The 18,951-nt window shown below is 72.1% G+C and carries 14 protein-coding genes and 1 pseudogene; 4 read left to right on the forward strand and 11 right to left on the reverse strand.

From position 1 onward, the window contains the following. Nucleotides 1-226: 226 nt before the first annotated feature. Together ACWCQK_RS03710 and ACWCQK_RS03715 are read right to left on the reverse strand one after the other, a co-directional pair. Nucleotides 227-1,249: a ketopantoate reductase family protein gene (locus ACWCQK_RS03710; RefSeq protein WP_451151461.1), complete on the reverse strand. Its 1,023-nt coding sequence runs from the start codon at nt 1,247-1,249 to the stop codon at nt 227-229. Nucleotides 1,250-1,279: 30 nt separating this feature from the next. After that, nucleotides 1,280-1,822: a DUF1697 domain-containing protein gene (locus ACWCQK_RS03715; RefSeq protein ID WP_451151463.1), complete on the reverse strand. Its 543-nt coding sequence runs from the start codon at nt 1,820-1,822 to the stop codon at nt 1,280-1,282. 326 nt (nt 1,823-2,148) lie between these two features. Between ACWCQK_RS03715 and ACWCQK_RS03720 the strand changes: the two genes are divergently transcribed. Then, the gene (locus tag ACWCQK_RS03720; RefSeq protein ID WP_451151465.1) at nt 2,149-4,395 is read left to right on the forward strand and encodes an MMPL family transporter; all 2,247 of its coding nucleotides are present in this window, start codon (nt 2,149-2,151) and stop codon (nt 4,393-4,395) included. Nucleotides 4,396-4,448: 53 nt separating this feature from the next. Here the strand turns inward: ACWCQK_RS03720 and mgt are convergent. The 4 genes and pseudogenes from mgt to ACWCQK_RS03740 all read right to left on the reverse strand — a co-directional run bounded on the left by mgt (nt 4,449) and on the right by ACWCQK_RS03740 (nt 8,934). Continuing rightward, a pseudogene (gene mgt / locus ACWCQK_RS03725) lies at nt 4,449-5,688 on the reverse strand (macrolide-inactivating glycosyltransferase). A 197-nt stretch (nt 5,689-5,885) separates the two neighbouring features. Next, nucleotides 5,886-7,166 carry an ABC transporter substrate-binding protein gene (locus ACWCQK_RS03730; RefSeq protein ID WP_451151467.1) on the reverse strand — a complete coding sequence of 427 codons (1,281 nt, stop codon included), beginning with the start codon at nt 7,164-7,166 and terminating at the stop codon, nt 5,886-5,888. Next, nucleotides 7,166-7,996: a carbohydrate ABC transporter permease gene (locus ACWCQK_RS03735; RefSeq protein ID WP_451151469.1), complete on the reverse strand. Its 831-nt coding sequence runs from the start codon at nt 7,994-7,996 to the stop codon at nt 7,166-7,168. The genes ACWCQK_RS03730 and ACWCQK_RS03735 overlap by 1 nt, the downstream gene beginning before the upstream one ends. Beyond that, entirely contained in the window at nt 7,996-8,934 is a 939-nt protein-coding gene (locus ACWCQK_RS03740; RefSeq protein ID WP_451151471.1) for a carbohydrate ABC transporter permease, read from the reverse strand. The genes ACWCQK_RS03735 and ACWCQK_RS03740 overlap by 1 nt, the downstream gene beginning before the upstream one ends. A 206-nt stretch (nt 8,935-9,140) precedes the next feature. Here ACWCQK_RS03740 and ACWCQK_RS03745 point away from each other — a divergent pair, with 206 nt between their 5' ends. Continuing rightward, on the forward strand, nt 9,141-10,004 hold the full coding sequence (locus ACWCQK_RS03745) for a phosphotransferase enzyme family protein (RefSeq protein WP_451151473.1): 864 nt from the start codon (nt 9,141-9,143) through the stop codon (nt 10,002-10,004). A gap of 49 nt (nt 10,005-10,053) precedes the next feature. Here the strand turns inward: ACWCQK_RS03745 and ACWCQK_RS03750 are convergent, their stop codons facing one another. After that, on the reverse strand, nt 10,054-11,019 hold the full coding sequence (locus ACWCQK_RS03750) for a LysR family transcriptional regulator (RefSeq protein ID WP_451151475.1): 966 nt from the start codon (nt 11,017-11,019) through the stop codon (nt 10,054-10,056). A 93-nt stretch (nt 11,020-11,112) separates the two neighbouring features. On the opposite strand from ACWCQK_RS03750, the gene ACWCQK_RS03755 reads away from it, so the two are divergent. Continuing rightward, nucleotides 11,113-12,126, forward strand: coding sequence for a DMT family transporter (locus ACWCQK_RS03755; protein ID WP_451151477.1), 1,014 nt, complete (start codon nt 11,113-11,115; stop codon nt 12,124-12,126). 152 nt (nt 12,127-12,278) lie between these two features. Here ACWCQK_RS03755 and ACWCQK_RS03760 read toward each other — a convergent pair whose 3' ends face one another. From ACWCQK_RS03760 to ACWCQK_RS03775, 4 genes are all read right to left on the reverse strand, one after another. Next, nucleotides 12,279-13,001, reverse strand: a complete 723-nt coding sequence (locus ACWCQK_RS03760; RefSeq protein ID WP_451151479.1) for an exonuclease domain-containing protein — start codon at nt 12,999-13,001, stop codon at nt 12,279-12,281. 106 nt (nt 13,002-13,107) lie between these two features. After that, nucleotides 13,108-14,376, reverse strand: coding sequence for an SAV2148 family HEPN domain-containing protein (locus ACWCQK_RS03765; RefSeq protein ID WP_451151802.1), 1,269 nt, complete (start codon nt 14,374-14,376; stop codon nt 13,108-13,110). A gap of 72 nt (nt 14,377-14,448) precedes the next feature. Then, nucleotides 14,449-15,765, reverse strand: coding sequence for a copper amine oxidase (locus ACWCQK_RS03770; protein ID WP_451151481.1), 1,317 nt, complete (start codon nt 15,763-15,765; stop codon nt 14,449-14,451). Between the two features lie 55 nt (nt 15,766-15,820). After that, nucleotides 15,821-16,642: a Tat pathway signal sequence domain protein gene (locus ACWCQK_RS03775; RefSeq protein WP_451151483.1), complete on the reverse strand. Its 822-nt coding sequence runs from the start codon at nt 16,640-16,642 to the stop codon at nt 15,821-15,823. A 182-nt stretch (nt 16,643-16,824) separates the two neighbouring features. Here ACWCQK_RS03775 and glgX point away from each other — a divergent pair, with 182 nt between their 5' ends. Next, nucleotides 16,825-18,936 (forward strand): glycogen debranching protein GlgX, encoded by a 2,112-nt coding sequence (glgX, locus tag ACWCQK_RS03780; protein WP_451151485.1) that lies wholly within the window; start codon nt 16,825-16,827, stop codon nt 18,934-18,936. The last annotated feature ends 15 nt before the right edge of the window (nt 18,937-18,951 follow it).

The following is an 18,951-nucleotide window of genomic DNA, read 5'->3' on the forward strand; positions in this document are numbered from 1 at the left end:
GCGGACGGCCAATTCCGCTACACCTTCTTCGGTGATTCCAGTAACCCCGCGACCACTTATCGCACCTCGATTCCATCGACGTGCGATAAGTGGTGTCACGCGGCCCCGGGAATTCCCGGGGCCGTACGCGTGTCAGGCGTCGGTCCCCCCTTTCCGGCTCCGCGTTCGGCGGTCCGCCGCGGCGCTCTGACACGGGTTCCCGCCGTCGGCCGCCGGACAGCCCGCGTCAGGCCTCTCGATCGGACGCGGCGGCCTCGTCGGCCAGCCGGACGAGCTCGCCGACCGGCATCGAGCCGGCGGCCCGCCGTTCGCGCGCGAACCGATTGGCCAGCCGCTGGAGCAGCTCGTTGACCGGCGTAGGCACCCCGTGCAGCCGCCCCAGGAGCACGATCTCGCCGTTGAGGTGGTCCGCCTCGATGGTGCCGGTGCCCCGGACGAGGGACTGCCATGAGGAGCCACCCCCGCGCGGGGCGCCGGGCAGGGGCACCAGGGTGACCTTGTCGCCACGGGCCTCACGCTGCTCCTGGTCGCTCGCGTAGGCGATCCCGGCGGCGTCCAGCACCGCCTCGCCCTCGGCGCGCACCCGCGCGTACAGGGCCGCGCCCTCGGCGTCCGTGAGGGGTCCGCTGACGGCCTCGACGGCGTTGACGAGGTTGCCCAGCAGCTTGGCGTACTGCCAGCGGCGCACGTCCGGCGGCAGCGGCGCCTCGAAGCCGGACTTCTCCAGGTCGGCGGCGATCGCCCGCGCGGTGGCGTCGGTGCCCCGCGGATACCGCCCCAGATGCAGGATGCCGGTGAGGGGGCTGCCGGCCGCGGAGACGACGCCGGGTTCCACGTACGTCGACGGCAGCCAGACGCAGACCCCGTACACCCGCCGGAAGCGGCGCAGGGCCAGGCGCTGGCTCTCCACGCCGTTCTGCGCGCACACCAGCGGCAGCCGCTCGGCGGCCGTACCGCCACCGGCGACCGGCGCCGGGCCCCAGGCCTCCAGCGCCGCCTCGCTGTCCTGTGTCTTGACGGCGAGGACCAGGACGTCGTCCGCGCGCAACTCGCCGAGCGGGCCCGGCCCGTCGACCACCGGCAGCCGGTACGTCAGTTCGCCCTCCGGCACCCTCAGGCGCAACCCGTCGTCCCTGAGCGCCGTGTGCTGCGCGCCCCGCGCGACGAGCACGACCTCGTGCCCGGCTCCCGCCAGTCGTCCGCCGACGGTGCCGCCGACCGCTCCTGCCCCGATGATGATGTAGCGCATGGACCGAGCCTCGCACACCGGCCGGCCCGGTCAGCCCGTCAGTTCCACCAGCTTCACGACGGTGTTCCAGTTGCGCGTGGTGGCGGTCAGGCCCTTGGTGAGCCGTGGCCTGGCCAACTGCTCGGCGAGCTTGGAACGGCCCAGGCCGTCCGGGGCGTACAGGTACAGGGCGCGGTCGCCGAGGCGGAACTCCTCGGGCAGGTACGCGGCCTGATCGACCCCGGCGAAGCGGGCCGCGTCGACGGGCTCGGAGAAGTACGTGACGTGCAGCTGTCTGCCCTGGAGTTCGGCGGCCGGGAACGGGCAGGCGTCGTGGACCGCCTTCAGGTAGGCGTGGTCGCGCACGATGACGTCGACCGGGAAGCCGAAGTGCCGCTCGATCGCCCCCGCGATCTCGGCCGCGAGGGATTCCCCGTCGCCGTGGCCGGAGGTGAACACGGCCTGGCCGCTCTGGAGATGGGTACGCACACCGTCGTACCCGAGGCCCGTCATGAGGGTGCGCAGGTCCGCCATCGGGACCTTCCTGCTGCCGCCCACGTTGATCCCGCGCAGGAGTGCCGCGTACGTCGTCATCCGTACAGCCTAGAGCGGTCGCCGTGCCTCGTGGGGGTCGGCACGACGACCGTCCGGACCCGGCCGGTCCCGGGCCGGGCAACGTAAGTTACTCATTGGTCAGCATGCGGCACAACCGCCCGCCCCTGATCCACATCCCCGACGGGCCCGGATGCGTGTAAGGGACCGTCGTCGTCCCCAGTGCGGAGACGGCGCGGTCCGAGGGGATGAGCCGGGCCCACCCGACGTCACCGGGCAGTACGACGAGATGCCTTTATCCGCGCCCTACCTTCGAAACGAAAGGTGGCGGCAGGGGCTGTCACCGCGGACGAGGGGGCAGGCCCGTCATGGGGAACGCAGATTCACGGGTGCGGGGGCTCGCCGCCCGGGCCGGCGGCTGGAGCGCCCGGCACCGGTGGGCGGCCGTCGGGATCTGGGTACTGTTCGTCGTCCTGGCGATGGGGCTCGGCTCGGCCGTGGGCCGGGTCGACGTCGACGAGAGCGACCAGCTCAAGGGCGAGACGCACACCGCCGCCAGGATCATCGAGGACGCGGGGATCGAGGAGCCGGCCGGCGAGACGGTCCTGATCCAGGGCAAGGACGCCGGAGTCAAGGCCACCGACACCGAGTTCCGGACCGCGGTCGCCGATGTCATCGCGGCGGTGGAGGCCACCGGCAGGGTCACGGACGTGACCTCGCCGTACGACACGCAGACGATCTCGAAGGACGGCCGCAGCGCGCTGGTGCAGTTCGACATGCGCGGCGACGCCGAGACCGCCGGGACGCGGGTGGAGTCCGTCCTGAAGGCCGTCGAGGGCGTCGGCGAGAAGCACACGTCGCTGCGGGTCGAGGAGATCGGCAGCGCCAGCATGATGAAGACGTTCGACGACGCGTTCGGGGACGACTTCCAGAAGGCCGAGATCTCCGCGGTGCCGGTGGCCCTCGGCATTCTGCTCATCGCCTTCGGCGCGCTGGTGGCCGCGCTGCTGCCGGTCGCCCTGGCGATCACCGCGATCATGGCGACGATGGGCCTGATGGGCGTCGTCAGCCATGTGATGCCGATGAGCGACACCGCCAACTCCGTGATGCTGCTGGTCGGTCTGGCCGTCGGCGTCGACTACTGCCTGTTCTACCTGCGCCGGGAGCGCGAGGAGCGCGAGGCCGGCCGGGACGCGCGAACGGCCCTGCGGATCGCCGCCGCGACCAGCGGCCGGGCGATCGTGGTCTCGGGTGTCACGGTGTGCGTGGCGATGGCGGGCATGCTCTTCACCGGGCTCGCCGAGTTCGAGGCGATGGGTCTGGCCTCGCTGATGGTCGTCGCGGTCGCCATGGTCGGTTCGGTGACCGTGCTGCCCGCGCTGCTCTCGCTGCTGGGCGAGCGGGTCGAGAAGGGCAGGATCCCGTTCCTGGGCCGGCGCCGGCGCTCCGGCGGCGGGGACAGCCGGTTCTGGACCGCGGTCCTCAAGGCTGTGCTGACCAAGCCGGTCGTCTCCGCCGTGGTCGCGACCGGCGCGCTGCTGGCGATCGCGGCTCCGGCGGTCGGCATGAAGACCCAGAACCTCACGCTGGACCAGGAGTTCGGCGACTCGCTGTCCATCGTGCAGACGTACAACCGCGTCAACGCGGCCTTCCCCGGCGGCTCCGAGCCGGCCGAGGTCGTCGTCAAGGCGCGGGACATCAACGCTCCCGAGGTGAAGAGCGCGCTCGCGCGGTTCAAGGAGCAGGCGATCAGCTCGGGCGCCTCGCGCGGTCCGGTCGAGATCAAGCTGCACGACACGCAGAACGTCGCCTTCGTCTACGTCCCGCTCGTCGGCGGCTCCGACCAGGACAAGGCGAGCGCGAGCCTGGAGAAGCTGCGCGACGAGGTGCGGCCCGCCACGCTCGGCAAGGTCGCCGGTGTGCAGGCCCCGGTCACCGGAGGGGTCGCGGGCAACCACGACTTCAACGAACAGCTGGTCGGCTCGGTCGTCCCGGTCTTCGCGTTCGTCGTGGTCTTCGCCTTCCTGCTGATGCTGCTGTCGTTCCGCTCGCTGACCGTCGCGATCACGTCGATCGCGCTGAACCTGCTCTCGGTGGGCGCGGCGTACGGCATCCTCGTGGCCGTCTTCCAGCACGGCTGGGGCGCTTCGCTGGTTGGCGCCGAGGGGGTCGGCGCCATCGTCACCTGGCTGCCGCTGTTCCTCTTCGTGATCCTGTTCGGCCTGTCGATGGACTACCACGTGTTCGTGGTCTCGCGGATCCGCGAGGCGCGGCTGCGCGGCCGGACGACGAAGGACGCGATCCAGCACGGTGTGGTCACCACGGCCGGTGTCGTGACCAGTGCCGCCGTCATCATGGTCGCCGTGTTCGCGATCTTCGGAACGCTGTCCATGCAGTCCATGAAGCAGATGGGCGTCGGCCTCGCGGCCGCGGTGCTCATCGACGCGACGGTCATCCGGGGTGTGCTGCTCCCGGCGGTGATGGCGCTGCTCGGCGAGCGCAACTGGTACCTGCCGAAGTGGCTGAACCGGATGCCCGACCTCACGCACGACGAGTCGGCGGAGGCCGTGGTGGCCGCCCCGGTGCGGGACGAGGGTGAGCCGCTGAGGGTCTGACGCCCGTTGTCCGAGGGCCCGTCGGTTTCCCGGGGGAACCGACGGGCCCTCACTCATGACCGTCGTGGCGGCAGTTCGGCCTCGATCAGGTCGGCTGCCCGTCGGGTGCCGCCCTCCTGTGCCATCCCCGCCCGGACCTCCCTCAGCCGACGGGCCACCTCCGGGTCACCGACCAGGGACAGGGCGGTGGCGCGCAGGGTCTCGGCGGTGGCCTCCTCGGTCGACAGGCGCCGGGCGACGCCGAGGCCCTGGAGCAGGTCCGCGTTGCCGAACTGGTCGACGGCCTGCGGTACGGCGATCATCGGCGTGGCGGTGGCCAGTCCCTCCTGGCTGCCGCCGGCGCCCGCGTGGGTGACGAACAGGTCGGCCTGTTCCAGGATCGCGGACTGCGGGACCCAGGACCGTACGTCGACGCCCGCCGGCACGTCGCCCAGCTCGGCCGGGTCGACGTGCCGGCCGATCTGGAGCACCAGGTGCCAGCCGGGCAGGTCACCGAAGGCCCGTACGCACTCCCGGTAGAAGCCGGGCCGCTTGGTGAAGGCCGACCCGAGCGAGACGAGCACCACCTTCCCGGCGTCCGCGGGCCGCCGCCACTCGCCCTCGGGCGCGCGGTCGGCACGGCAGGCGCCCACGAAGGTGTACACGCGCTGGTCGACCCGGTCGGCGTGCGGCTGGAGGGCCTTGGGAATGAGTACGAGGGAGCGGTCGGGGCGCCCGGCGAACGCGTCGGGGTGCCGGGTGATGCCGTTCTCCTCCAGCCAGGCCCGGAAGCGGGCGTAGTAGGCCCGTCCGCGCTCGGTCTCGCGCGGCTCCGCCCACATCGGCTCGGCGACCTCCTCCTCGTAGCCCTCCCAGGCGACCATGGTGGGCGAGAGGGAGATCGCGGGCACGCCCCAGCGGTGGGCGAGAACACGGGCCGGGTAGGCGGCGATGTCGTGCAGGACGAGGTCGGGTTCGTCGCCGTCGTAGGCCTCCGCCAGCCGGGGCAGGGCCTGGACGGCGTCGTCCAGGAACGGCTCGACGTTGTCCAGCAGGGTGCTTCCCCAGGCGGCCGGGTCGTCGTCGGGCCCGGGCAGCGTGGAGTGCCAGGGCCTCACCTCGGCGCCGATCGCGGCGACCTTGTCCGCGAACACGGGCGGCACCGCGTAGGTGACCCGGTGTCCGCGCGCGACGAGTTCACGGATCACCTCCAGGCTCGGGTTCACGTGACCGTGGGCGGCAATGGAGAACATGGCGATGTGGGCGGGGGTGGTCATGCGATCGACGGTAGACGAGACGAGACGTCTCGTGCAACCGGAAAAGCGGTGGGATGCCTGGGTGCGGTGCGGTGCGGGACGGGCTCGCTCGGCGGTGGTGGGCGCCGAGCGCTCGTGGTGGGCGTTCGGCGGGGGCGGCGAGCGTTCGGCGGTGGTGGGCGCTCGGGGTGGGCGCTCCGTGCTGGTGACGGGCACTCAGCGCTGGTGCGGGTGCTATGCGCTGGTAGCGGGCGCTCAGCGCTGGTAGCGGGCCAGGACCAGGTTTCCGTCCCGCTCCAGGCGGGTGCGCAGTTCGTCCAGGCCGATCGCGCCGCTGTAGTACTCCTGGAAGGCGGGGGTGGCGACCTTGTCCTTCCACTCCGGGTAGCCGCGCACCGACTGCGCGGGGGCGGGGCGGAGGTGGGCGGCGAGGGCGGTGCCGGTGGACCAGCCGTCCTTCGCGGTGTGCAGGGCGGGGTCCGCGAGCGCCTCGGTGCCGGTGGGCAGCATCCAGTCTCCGAGGGCCAGTCGCACCATGTTCTCGGGGCGCAGCAGGAAGTCGACGAACGCGGCCGCCTCCCTCTTGTGCGGGCTGTCCTCGGCGACGGACAGCGTCTGCGGGCTGACGCCCTGGGCGAGTCCGTCGGCTCCGGCCGGGGCGGGCAGCACCTGCCAGGCGAAGCCCGCGGGTGCCTGCTGCGCGACCTGCTGGCGGTAGGAGAAGCCGAGCGGGACCATCGCGTACCGGCCGCCGAAGAACCCGGGCAGGGTGTCCGAGCCGCCGCTGCCCAGCGTCGAAGCGGGGGCGCTGTGATCGGTGTCGACCTGGTCGTGGATCGTGCCCGGCACCACCGCGTCGGCCGCCCCGAAGCGGACGGTCACCCTGCCGTCGGTGCCCCGGTGGAAGAGCTGCCCGCCGGTGGAGAGGGACAGGTTGAGGGTGGCCGAGACGGGTTCCTTCAGCGGCCAGGCCACCCCGTACCTGCCGCCGTGGCCGTCGCCGAGCTCGCGGGTGACGCTCCTGAACTCCGCCCAGGTCCACGGATCGTCGGGGGTCGGGATCCGCACCCCGGAGCGCTTCAGCCAGGTCGCGTTGGCGATCAGCACCCGTGGCTCCTGGAGGAACGGCACGCCGTAGATCCCGTCCGCGAAGGTCGTCGTCCGCCAACTCCGCCGCGGGATGTCGGACTTCAGACGCGTGGACAGCAGGTCCGTCAGGTCGGCGAGATAGCCGCCGTAGGCGAAGTCCGCGAGGTCGTCCGACGCGTCGTGGATGACGTCGGGCGCCTCGCCGCCCTCGAAGGCCGTCAGCAGCTGGTCGTGGACGCTGCCCCAACTGCCCTGTACGTACTCGACCCTGATGTCCGGGTGGGCCGCGTTCCACTCGGCGACCAGTTCCTTGTTGGCGTCGACCGACTCCTGCTGCCAGGCGAGCGACTGGAACCGGAGCGTGATCCGGCCGTCGTCGTGGCCGCCCCCCGAGGTGCAGCCCGCGAGAAGCAGCAGCAGGACCACGGCCAGCAGGCGGGCGCGCATCAGCTCTTCACCGCCCCGGCGAGCATGCCGCCCGTGATCCGCCGCTGCACGACCGCGAAGACCACCAGCGAGGGCAGGGTGGCGAGGAAGGCGGCGGCCAGCGGGCCGAGGTCCGCGACGCCCTCCGCGCCGATGAAGTGGGTGAGGACGACCGGCAGGGTCTGTTTCCCCGGGGACTTGAGCAGGACCAGCGCGAAGAAGAACTCGTTCCACGCCGTGACGAACGCGAACAGCGCCGTCGCCACGATCCCCGGCGCGAGGAGCGGAGCGGTCACCGACACCAGCGTCCGCAGCCGTCCGGCCCCGTCGACCGCGGCCGCCTCCTCCAGTTCGGCGGGCACGGCACGGACGTAGCCGACGAGCATCCACAGCGCGAACGGCAGCGCCCAGACGACGTACACCATGACCAGCCCGGCCAGCGAGTCGATCAGACGCAGGCTCTTCAGCACCAGGAACAGCGGGATGATCACCAGCACGAACGGGAACGCCTGGCTGACCACGACCCACCCGGACGCGGCCCGCGCGAGGCGGCCCCGGTGCCGGGCCATGACGTACGCCATCGGGGTCGCCACGCACACGGCGATCACCGCGGCCCCGAGGGCGGCCAGCAGCGAGTTGAACGCGGCGTGCAGCAGCGGCTGTTCGTCGAAGGCCTGCCGGAAGTTGGCGAGGGTGGGGTGCCGCGGGATCCAGGTGGGGTGCAGGTCGGCCAGCTCGCGCGGCGGTTTGAAGGCGATGGAGAGCAGCCAGACCAGCGGGAAGGCCAGGAAGACGAGGTACGCCAGCAGGGCCGCGTACTGGCCGGCGCGGGCCGCCGGACGGGTCCTCATCACCGTGCGTCTCCCTTCAGCCGGCCCACGAGGAAGCCGGCCAGCAGGACCGAGACCAGCGCGACCATCACACAGCCCATGGCCGCCGCGTACCCGAACTGGCCATAGCGGAAGGCCTCCTCGTAGGCGAAGAGCATGGGCAGACGGGTGCGGCCGCCGGGACCGCCGTTGGTCAGCACATAGACCAGGGCGAAGGAGTTGAAGTTCCAGATCAGGTTGAGCGCGGTGATCGCCAGGGCCACGGGGCGCAGGGCCGGCCAGGTGACCGTGCGAAAGCGGCGCCAGGCGCCCGCGCCGTCCACCGCCGCCGCCTCGTGCAGTTCCCGCGGGGTGTTCTGGAGACCGGCCAGCAGGGCGACCGTCGTCTGCGGCAGGCCCGCCCAGACACCGACGACGATCACCGCGGGCAGGGCGGTGGCCAGGCCGCTGAGCCAGTCGCGGCCGTCGCCCAGGCCGACGTCGCGCAGGGTCTCGTTGAGGATGCCCGCGTCGGGGTTGTAGACGAGCCGCCACATGACGCCGACGACGACCTCGGGCATGGCCCAGGGGATGATCGCGAGGGCCCGGGCCAGCCAGCGCAGCCGCAGGTCCTGGTCGAGGAGCAGGGCGAGACCGAGGGCCAGCAGGAACTGCGGGACGGTCACCCCGACCGCCCAGACCAGCCCGATCCGGAACGACTCCCAGAACAGCGTGTCGTGCAGCAGGTCGCGGAAGTTGAGGGCGCCGATCCACCGGGTGGGCGCGGTGCGGCCCGACTGCGCGTCGGTGAACGCCAGCAGGATCCCGTACAGCAGCGGTCCGACGCTCAGGACCAGGATCGGGATGAGCGCGGGCAGCACCAGGAACCAGGCGCCGTGGCCGCCCGTCGGCCGCCGCTCGTTCCGTGCCGGGCCCGGCCCTCGTCGCGGCCGGCGCCCCGCCCGCAGCACCGACGTCACGACATCAGCCCCTTCACACGGCTCGGGTGGGCCCCGTCATGGTCGTGAAGGCGGTACGTCCCGTCAAGACACCGCGCACACGGGCCGACCTGTGCGGATGCGAGACTGGCCGACGATCGGCGGGATCCCGACGGCGAGTGCACCCGCACATCGGGACGGCGCGGACCGGCCCGCCGGGACAGCGAGTACGGACACGGAGGCGGACGATGGACGAGGCACGGGCCCGGGAGGTACTGGCCGTGGCAGGGGTGTCGCCGGCGCCGGCCGGGGACGCGACGCTGCTCGCCCTGGGCGAGAACGCGGTGTTCGCCACCGGTGACCTGGTGGTCAAGGTGGGCCGCGACGTCGAACTCCTCGACCGGGCGCGGCGCGAACTGGCCATCGCCGCCTGGCTCGCCGAGGCCGGTGTCCCGGCGGTGCGGGCCGCCGCCCCCGAGGCCCGTCTGGTGGCGGGACACCCGGTGACCGTGTGGCAGCGGCTGCCCGATCCGGTACGGCCCGCCGAGCCCCGCGATCTGGCCGAACTGCTGCGGGTCGTGCACGCCCTGCCCTCCCCCGGCTTCGCCCTGCCGCCGCGCGAACTGCTCGGCGGGGTGGAGCGCTGGCTGCGGCTGGCCGGTGCCGCGATCGACCCATCGGACGCGGCCTTCCTGCGCGAGCGCCGCGACGGCTTCGCGACGGCCGCGGCCGCGCTCACCCCGCGGCTGCCGTCCGGGCCGATCCACGGCGACGCGCTGCCCCGCAACGTGCACATCGGGCCGGACGGGCCCGTCCTGGTCGACCTGGAGACCTTCTCCGCCGATCTGCGCGAGCACGACCTCGTGGTGATGGCCCTCTCCCGCGACCGCTACGGCCTGCCGGCCGAGGCCTACGACTCCTTCACCGACGCCTACGGCTGGGACGTGCGCGAGTGGGCGGGCTGCTCGGTGCTGCGCGGCGCCCGCGAGACCGCCAGCTGCGCCTGGGTCGCCCAGCACGCCCCGAGCAACCCCGGGGCGCTGGAGGAGTTCCGGCGCCGGGTGGCGTCCCTGCGGGACGGGGACGAGACGGTGCGGTGGTATCCGTTCTGATCTGAGACACCCCCGGGCGGGCGGTGCGTGACGGACGGCGGAGGCACGGTCAGGTGTTCTGGGCGTCCTGGCTGTCCTGGCTGTCCTGGGTGGCGGCCCCGGTCCGGGTTCCCGTGTCGCGGTTCTGGATCGTGCGGGCGGCGCGGCGGAGTTCGCTCAGGACCGTGCGGACCGCCGTACGGGCCGTGCGCTCGGGACGGCACAGGGCGTCGATGTGGCGTCTGGCCTGGACGCCGCTGAGCGGCCGCAGGACCAGCGCCGGGTGCGGGCGCATGGTCCATCGGGGCAGCAGCGCGATGCCGCCCCCGGCGGCGACCGCCTCGGCGACCACCGTGAACTCGTTGACGCGGTGGGCCAGCCGCACCCGGCGGCCGGCCGCGGCGGCGATCGCCTCGACGGTCGCCAGAACGGGGAACCCGTCGTGCGCGGTGATCCACGGTTCGCCCGCCACGTCCCGCGGGGTCACGCGCCGTTTCGCGGCCAGCGGATGACCGGCGGGCATCGCCACGTCGAGCGGTTCGCGCAGCAGCCCGGTCACGGTCACCCCGCGCGGCCACGGCGGGGCGTGGTCGAGGCGGTGCGCGAGCACGAGGTCGTACTCCCGGGTCAGCCGGGGGAACTCCTCCTGCGGCACGTCCGCGTCGGCGAGGCCGAGCGCCGGCGCGCCGGGACCGGCGCAGGCCCGCAGCAGCAGCGGGAAGAAGGCCGAGCCCGCGCTGTGGAACGCCGCCACCGACACCTCGCCGTCCGGCCGGCCGACGAACTCCGCCACGGTGTGCCGGGCCCGGGCCAGCGCGGTCTCCACCTCGACGGCCGCGCCCGCCAGCGCCTGGCCGGCGTCGGTGAGCACCAGCCGCCGCCCCTGGCGCTCGGTGAGCGGCACCGGCAGGGAGCGCTGGAGCAGCCGCAGCTGCTGCGAGATCGCCGACGGCGTCACCAGCAGTGCCTCGGCGACCGCGGTGACACTGCCCAGTTCGCCCAGCTCCCGCAGGATCCGCAACTGCCGTTCGTCCATTTCCGCAGTGTACGGGCACGTTGTAGGGACACTAAAAGATCGTTTTAGAAACTGGTTCTGGGCTTCAGGGACGTCTCGGTGCACGGTGGGCGGGTGTCCGACGCCCGCCGTACCGACGCGGTACTCCTCGTGGTCGCGCTCGTCTGGGGTTCCAGTTATCTGTCCGCCCAGACGGCCGTCGCCGCGCTGCCCGTGCTCACCGTCCTGTTCGCGCGGTACGCGCTGTCCGCCGTCGCCTGTCTGGGCGCGCTGGGCGCCGCCCGTCGCGGTCCGCGCCGGTGGACCCGCGACGAGGTCCGCGCGGGGCTGCCGCTGGGGGTGACCCAGGCCGTGGTGCTGGTGGTGGAGACGTACGGCGTCGCCCACACCAGCGCCGCCAACGCGGGCCTCATCATCAGCCTGACCATCGTCCTCACCCCGCTGCTCGACCGCTCCGGACATCCCGGCGGACTGCCTCCCTCCTTCTACGCCGCGGCCGGCGTGTGCGTGCTGGCCGTCGCACTGCTGATGTCCGGCAACGGCTTCCATGCGCCCCGCCCCGGCGATCTGCTGATGCTCGCGGCGGCCGGTGTGCGGGCGGTGCACGTGGCGCTGGTCGGCCGGTTCACCGCGCGCCGGGCGGTCCGGCCCCTGCAACTGACGGTGCTCCAGACCCTGGTCGGCACGGCGCTGTTCCTGCCGCCGGCCGCCGCCACCGGTCTGTCCGGCCTGGTCCGGGCGGACGCCGCGACCTGGACACAGCTGCTGTATCTCGCCCTGTTCTGCAGCGTGTTCGCGTTCCTCGCCCAGACCTGGGCGGTTCAGCGCACCTCGGCCAGCCGGGCCAGCCTGCTCCTGGGGACGGAGCCCGTCTGGGCCGCGGTGGTGGGCGTCGCGCTGGGCGGCGATCGCTTCGGCCCGCTCACCGGCCTCGGCGCGGCGCTGATGGTCGCCGGCACCTACTGGGGGCAGTCCGTGGAACGCGCCCACCGCACGAGAACCCTCGACACACCACCGGCACCCGTGCCCACGGTCGCCCCCGTGCCCGGCAGCGGTCCCGACGCCCGGCACGGCCCGCACCCCGAGAAGGACTCCCCCTGTCCGACCACGGCGCCTACGACCGGCTGATCTCCCAGCTCGGCACTTCCGGCGCCGACCACGCCCGGACCGCCGCTCCGCGCGTGGCGCGTGTCGCCGGTCCGGCCTGATCCGTGCGGAGCGGGCGGGACGGGGCCGGGCGGGGCGGGTCGGTCAGGTCGGGGAGGTCGGGTCCGCCCGGCTCAGACCCGGTCGTCCGCCGGCTCGCGCAGCGGCCAGGTGCCGTCCACCACCGCGTCCGCGTCGCCCTTGCGGCGCAGGAAGCTCTGGAAGTCCGCCGCCCAGTCGGCGTACCACTCGATCTGGCGGCGGTGCAGTTCCGCCGGGCCGAGGGCCGCGACCTTGGGGTGGCGGTCGGCTATCGCGCAGGCGAGCCGGGCCGCGGCGAGGGCGTCCGCGGCGGCGTCGTGCGCGGAGTCGAGGACGACGCCGTACTCCGCGCAGACCGCTTCCAGGTTGCGCTTGCCTCGGCGGTAGCGGTCGGCCCAGCGGTCGATGGTGTACGGGTCGACGACCGGCGCGGGATCGGCGCCGCCCAGCCGGTCACGCAGGGACGGCAGGCCGTACCGGCGCAGTTCGGCGGAGAGCAGGCTCAGGTCGAAGGTCGCGTTGTAGGCGACGACCGGGACGCCCGACTTCCAGTACGTCGTGAGGACGTCCGCGATCGCGTCGGTGACCTGGTCGGCCGGTCGGCCCTCGGCGGTCGCGCGCTCGTTGCTGATGCCGTGGACCGCCACCGCGTCCGCCGGGATCTCCACGCCCGGGTCCGCCAGCCACTCCCGGCGTCCTGCGGGCTGCCCGCCGCTGACCTCGATCACGGCTCCCGTGACGATGCGCGCCTCACACGGGTCCGTCCCCGTCGTCTCCAGGTCGAAGCCGATCAGCAGCTCGCGGTGCCAGGCCATGGTGGCCCCCCTTCTCGTGGTGCTTTCCCCCAGTGGTCTCCACGATCGCATGCGCCACTGACAATCCGAGGACCGCGTTCCGCTTACCCGTCCCAGAGCGGACAGTTCAGGACACAGGACGCGAATCGGCCCAGGCGAGTTCGAACTCCTCGCGATATGCGGAGAAGAGCCCGCCTTCGTCCACCTCGTCCGACTTGACCAGCCGGCTGCCGTTGCGCAGCACCAGCACCGGGGCCTCCATGCCCCGGGTCCGGCGCAGATAGGACTGCACGACGGCGATGCCGTCCGAGCCGTCGCCGTCGACCAGGTAGGCGGTGAACCGCGGGGTCTCGTCGTAGACCTGGATCTGGAAGGCGTCCGGGTCGCGCAGCCGGGAGCGCACCCGGCGCATGTGCAGGATGTTCATCTCCACGGCCCGGCTCAGCTCGCCGCGCTTGAGACCGAGTTCCCGCTCGCGGCGCTTGACCGCGCTGGAGGCCGGGTTCAGGAACAGCAGCCGTACCCGCGCGCCCGCCTCGGCCAGCCGCACCAGGCGCCGCCCGGAGAAGTTCTGCACGAGCAGGTTGAGACCGATACCGATGGCGTCGAGCCGGCGGGCCGCGCCGAAGATGTCCTCGGCCGGGAACCGGCGCAGCAGCCGCACCCGGTCGGAGTGCACGGCGACCACGTCCGCGTACCGGTCGCCGACCAGGTCCTCGACCGCGTCGACGGGCAGCCGCCGCGCGGAGGGCACGTCACCACTGGCGTCGAGCATCTCCAGGAGCCGCGCGGAGGCCCGCTCGGCCTGGTTCAGGACGGCCTCGGACAGGGCCCGGTTGCGGGAGACGACGTTGCGGGTGACCTCCAGCTCGTCCAGGGCGAGTTCGACGTCGCGGCGCTCGTCGAAGTAGGGCTCGAAGCACGGCCAGTGCTGCACCATCAGCTCGCGCAGCTGCGGCAGGGTGAGGAAACTGATCACGTTGTCGTCGGCCGGGTCGAGCAGATAGCCCTTGCGGCGGCTGACCTCGCGCACGGCGACCGCGCGCTGCACCCACTCCTGGCCGGCCGGCCCGGCCGCGGCGACCACCCACTCGTCGCCGTGGACGGGCTCGTAGATGGGACGCAGAACAGCGGCCACGACCGCGCGCAGCCGCTGCTCGACGAGGTTCAGCCAGATGTAGGCCCGGCCGGCTCGCTGGGCACGCGTACGTACCTCGCGCCAGGCGTCGGCGTCCCAGTCCAGCTCCGGCCCGATGGAACTCGTCTCCATCGGCCGCGCCAGCGACACCGTGCCGGGCGGGACGTCTGCCGAGTTCCCCTCGTGACCGTCGTCACCAGGGGGCAACTCAAGCCCTCCCGAGCCCACCCGCGCACCGCCTTCCGCTCCCCCGAGCATCCCCGTCCCAACGATCAAGGAAGGGTACTCCGGGAGCGGTCGGCGGTGCAGCCGGATGGGCAGGGTCGTTTCTCAACTGGTGGGTTCCACTTGACCGTTCTGCCCGGCCAGTTCGGCCGGAGTGAGCGGATTCATAGCGGTCACGTCCCTGGGGGCGATCGAGAAGCCCTGCCAGTGGACCGGCATGGGCTGCTGGTCCTCGTCACGCGCGATGTGGTGGAAACCCACGTTCATCCAGACCACGGGGTGGGTGAGGGGCTGTCCGCCGACCCAGGTGTCGACCGACTTGCCGTGCCCGGTGCCGCAGTCGAGCGGGTTGTTGCTGGCGTACTGCTCGCACTTGTTGTACTCGGTGAAGTACACGTCGTGCTTGGTGAACGGGCGGCCGAGGTACTTGGAGGTGGTGCCCGGGACGATCTCGTACGAACGGGCGTGCCCGTCCTTGTTCTTGCCGGTCGCGCTGACCATGCGCCACCAGCGCATGTTCTTGGCGTCGCCCGCGAGTTCCTTGGTGATCTGGGTGCGGGTGGTCTTGTTGGTCGGGCCCTGCTGGCCGGCCACGGGCGGGCTGACGACCGAGTCGTACTGCTCGACGCGGCCCTTGGAGGAGCCGTCGAGGCCGAAGTCGAGCCGCCAGAAGACGTTGTGGCTGTGGCTGGTGGCGTAGGACTTGGCGCCCTTGCCGAGCGGCCAGCCGCGGCCGTCCCCGGCGTCGTAGTCGTACGGCGAGAGGCTGCCGGTGGCACCGACGTTCATGTTGATGGTGCCGTCGTCCTGGAAGCGCCACTCGGTCATGTACTCGTACCAGCCGACCTTGTTGACCGAGTAGACGAGCAGGTCCTTGCCCTGGGCCTGGTAGACCTTGTCGCCGGTGTCGGCCTGCATGCGGTAGGCGTGGCCACGCGAACGGGTGGTGGTGCACAGGCCCTTGACGAAGGGGTGCGCGGGGTCCATGCCGTCGGGGACCTTGACCACCCGGAGGGTGCCGCCGGGGCACTCGGCCGGGTCCAGGTTCACCAGGCCGGAGCCGAAGTTGTAGTCCGTGACGTCGTTGAACTCGTTCTTGCCGTCGTCGTAGGGCACATGGATCTGGGCGAGCTTGGCGCTGTTGAGGACCTTGATCGGAGCGGCCTCGCCGGGCGGCTGGTAGGAGACGTCCTCCAGGACCAGTCCGGACTTGCTCTCGAAGCGCCAGCACATGCGCCAGGTGGTGCCGCCGGCGAGCGTCTGCTCGATGCGGTACGTGGTGCTGCACGACGCCGCGGGTGCGGGCGCCGCCTTCGGCTGGGCGGCCGCCGGTCCGGCGGCGGTGGTCACACCGGCCGCCAGCGCCGCCAGGGACAGCCCCACGACCGCCTTCCGGGACCGGCCGATTCTGTTCACGCGCATGAAGAAGTGACTCCCTTACCGGAGGTACGGGTGGGCGATGCGAACGGAGGGCGCCTCAGTGGGCGAGCCTGCCGACCTTGCCGGTGCTCAGGTCGATGACGAGCGTCCTGGCGTCGATCCACGGCCCGTTCCTGACTTTCGGGAACAACCGGACGCAGCGGTGTTCGCCGCACCGGTCGAGCGCGGCCGGCTGCGCACCCGGCGATGCCAGGTACACCATGCCGGTGAGCTGCAACTGGTCCGGCGAGGTCAGTTCCTTGTCCGTGGCGTCCTTGTAGTCCGCCTTCAGGCCCGCGCCCGCCGGATCGGCTATCAGTACCCGGGCGGCCTCGGTCTGCTCGTCACGGCTCAGCGGCGGCTGGACGCCGTGCTGCGTGCTGGTCCGCTCGACCTTCCCGGTACCGAGGTTCACGGTCCTGGTGACGAGCGTGTCCGTCCGGTAGTCGTAGAACGTGACGTCGGCGCGCCGGGGCGCGTCCGGGTCGTCCAGCTCCGCGGTCTCCGGTTCGGCGAGTTCGACGCCGATGCGCTGCGGGCCGCGCGCGCCCTCGACGTCCTCGCCGTTGACGAGCAACTGCCGGTCCAGCGCGATCCGCTGGACCCGCTCGACCTCGTCGTCGGTCAGCGGGTCACGGCCCGTTCCCTTCGCGCCCTCGGCCGGGGCCTGTGCCACGACACCCGGCGCGACCGCGCCGCCGCCCTGGTCCTGGGCCGCCTGCCCGGTCGACTGTCCGCTCTTTCCTCCCTTGCCGGCTCCGGTCTCGTCGGCCCCTGCCGTACCCGGCAGAGTGATCGCGACCATGACGGCGGTCCCCGCCACCGCCATGGCCGCACCGGCCACCACCTTTCCCAGATGGCGGTGCACTGTCTCGCGCACATCTTCCCCCTACTCCCCGCTGCATCCCCGGGAGTATGTGTTTGCCCCACTGGTTCGGCATATCGCGTATGCACTGGTCGCTGGGTAAGAGGGACGTAAGTCACAGGTGGTTCCATCACTTTCGGGGACACTCGGCGCCAAGGCGCCCCCAGCGTCGCCGTACAACTGAAAGAGTCGTGTCCATGCAGGTCTGGCCTGGAGAGGCATACCCACTCGGTGCCACCTACGACGGCGCCGGCACCAACTTCGCGGTCTTCACGGAGGCCGCGGACCGAGTCGAGCTGTGTCTGCTGCACGACGACGGCTCGGAGACGGCGGTCGAACTGCGCGAGAGCGACGCCTTCGTCCGGCACGCGTACGTGCCCGGCGTGATGCCGGGCCAGCGCTACGGCTTCCGGGCGCACGGCCCGTACGCCCCCGAGCGCGGTCTGCGCTGCAACTCGGCGAAGCTGCTGCTCGACCCGTACGCGAAGGCGGTCAGCGGCTCGGTCCGCTGGGGAGAGGAGGTGTACGGCTACCACTTCGGCAGCCCGGACCGGCGCAACGACCTGGACTCGGCGCCGCACACCATGACGTCGGTCGTGGTCAACCCGTACTTCGACTGGGGCGACGACCGCCGTCCGCGCACCGAGTACCACCACACGGTGATCTACGAGGCCCATGTGAAGGGCCTCACGATGCGTCACCCCGACCTGCCCGAGGAACTGCGCGGCACCTACGCGGCGCTCGCCCATCCGGCGGTCATCGACCATCTCACCTCGCTCGGGGTCACCGCCCTGGAGCTGATGCCGGTGCACCAGTTCGTCAACGACCACCGGCTGGTGGACATGGGGCTGAACAACTACTGGGGCTACAACACGATCGGCTTCTTCGCCCCGCACAACGCGTACGCCTCCTGGGGCGACCGCGGCCAGCAGGTCCTGGAGTTCAAGTCGGCGGTGCGGGCGCTGCACGAGGCCGGCATCGAGGTCATCCTCGACGTGGTCTACAACCACACCGCCGAGGGCAACCACCTGGGCCCCACGCTGTCCTTCCGGGGTCTGGACAACGGCTCGTACTACCGGCTCGCCGACGACCCGCGCTACTACATGGACACCACGGGCACCGGGAACTCGCTGCTCATGCGGTCCCCGCACGTCCTCCAGCTGATCATGGACTCGCTGCGCTACTGGGTCACCGAGATGCACGTCGACGGGTTCCGCTTCGATCTGGCGGCGACGCTGGCCCGCCAGTTCCACGAGGTGGACCGGCTGTCCTCGTTCTTCGACCTGGTGCAGCAGGACCCGGTCGTCTCCCAGGTCAAGCTGATCGCCGAGCCGTGGGACGTCGGCGAGGGCGGCTACCAGGTGGGCAACTTCCCGCCGTTGTGGACCGAGTGGAACGGCAAGTACCGCGACACCGTGCGCGACCTGTGGCGTGGCGAACCGCGGGCGGTCGGGGAGTTCGCGTCCCGGCTGACGGGGTCGTCCGATCTGTACCAGGACGACGGGCGGCGCCCGCTGGCCTCCATCAACTTCGTCACCTGCCACGACGGCTTCACCCTGCACGACCTGGTCGCGTACAACGACAAGCACAACGACGCCAACGGCGAGGACAACCGGGACGGCGAGAGCCACAACCGGTCCTGGAACTGCGGTGCGGAGGGCGAGACCGACGACGCGGCCGTCCTGGCGCTGCGGTCCCGCCAGATGCGGAACTTCGTCGCCACCCTGATGTTCTCCCAGGGCGTGCCGATGATCAGTCACGGCGACGAGGTCGCGCGCACCCAGCGCGGCAACAACAACGCCTACTGCCAGGACAGCGAACTGGCCTGGGTGGAGTGGCCCGGCGCCGGAGGCAGCGAACTGCTGGACTTCACCCGGGCGGTCGTGCGGCTGCGCAAGGACCATCCGGTCTTCCGCAGGCGGCGCTTCTTCCACGGCCGGCCCGTGGAGGGCACCCACGACGAGCTGTCGGACATCGCCTGGTTCACCCCGGAGGGCAAGGAGATGGTCCAGCGGGACTGGGACTCGGCGCAGGCGTCGGCGCTGACGGTGTTCCTCAACGGCAACGCCATCTCCGAGCCCGGCCCGCGCGGGGAGCGGATCGCCGACGACTCCTTCCTGCTGATGTTCAACGCCTCGCCGAAGCAGCTCGACTTCGTGGTGCCGGCCGACCACGGGCGGCAGTGGCAGGTCGTGGTCGACACGGCGCTCCCGGAGGGCGTGCCGGCCGAGACGAGCGCCAGGGTGCGGGCCGGGGACCGGCTGCCCCTGGTGGACCGGAGCCTGACGGTGCTGCGGCGGCCCACCTAGGCGTTCCCGGTGCGC

It is taken from the genome of Streptomyces sp. NPDC002306, from assembly GCF_053593435.1.

What these genes read in the sequence shown, in the direction of transcription:
- ACWCQK_RS03770 (WP_451151481.1), bottom strand. Translation starts at nt 15,765, where the DNA reads ATGCGCGTGAACAGAATCGGCCGGTCCCGGAAGGCGGTCGTGGGGCTG.
- ACWCQK_RS03735 (WP_451151469.1), bottom strand. Translation starts at nt 7,996, where the DNA reads ATGAGGACCCGTCCGGCGGCCCGCGCCGGCCAGTACGCGGCCCTGCTG.
- ACWCQK_RS03720 (WP_451151465.1), top strand. Translation starts at nt 2,149, where the DNA reads ATGGGGAACGCAGATTCACGGGTGCGGGGGCTCGCCGCCCGGGCCGGC.
- ACWCQK_RS03765 (WP_451151802.1), bottom strand. Translation starts at nt 14,376, where the DNA reads ATGCTCGGGGGAGCGGAAGGCGGTGCGCGGGTGGGCTCGGGAGGGCTT.
- glgX (WP_451151485.1), top strand. Translation starts at nt 16,825, where the DNA reads ATGCAGGTCTGGCCTGGAGAGGCATACCCACTCGGTGCCACCTACGAC.
- ACWCQK_RS03760 (WP_451151479.1), bottom strand. Translation starts at nt 13,001, where the DNA reads ATGGCCTGGCACCGCGAGCTGCTGATCGGCTTCGACCTGGAGACGACG.
- ACWCQK_RS03710 (WP_451151461.1), bottom strand. Translation starts at nt 1,249, where the DNA reads ATGCGCTACATCATCATCGGGGCAGGAGCGGTCGGCGGCACCGTCGGC.
- ACWCQK_RS03745 (WP_451151473.1), top strand. Translation starts at nt 9,141, where the DNA reads ATGGACGAGGCACGGGCCCGGGAGGTACTGGCCGTGGCAGGGGTGTCG.
- ACWCQK_RS03730 (WP_451151467.1), bottom strand. Translation starts at nt 7,166, where the DNA reads ATGCGCGCCCGCCTGCTGGCCGTGGTCCTGCTGCTGCTTCTCGCGGGC.
- ACWCQK_RS03750 (WP_451151475.1), bottom strand. Translation starts at nt 11,019, where the DNA reads ATGGACGAACGGCAGTTGCGGATCCTGCGGGAGCTGGGCGAACTGGGC.
- ACWCQK_RS03715 (WP_451151463.1), bottom strand. Translation starts at nt 1,822, where the DNA reads ATGACGACGTACGCGGCACTCCTGCGCGGGATCAACGTGGGCGGCAGC.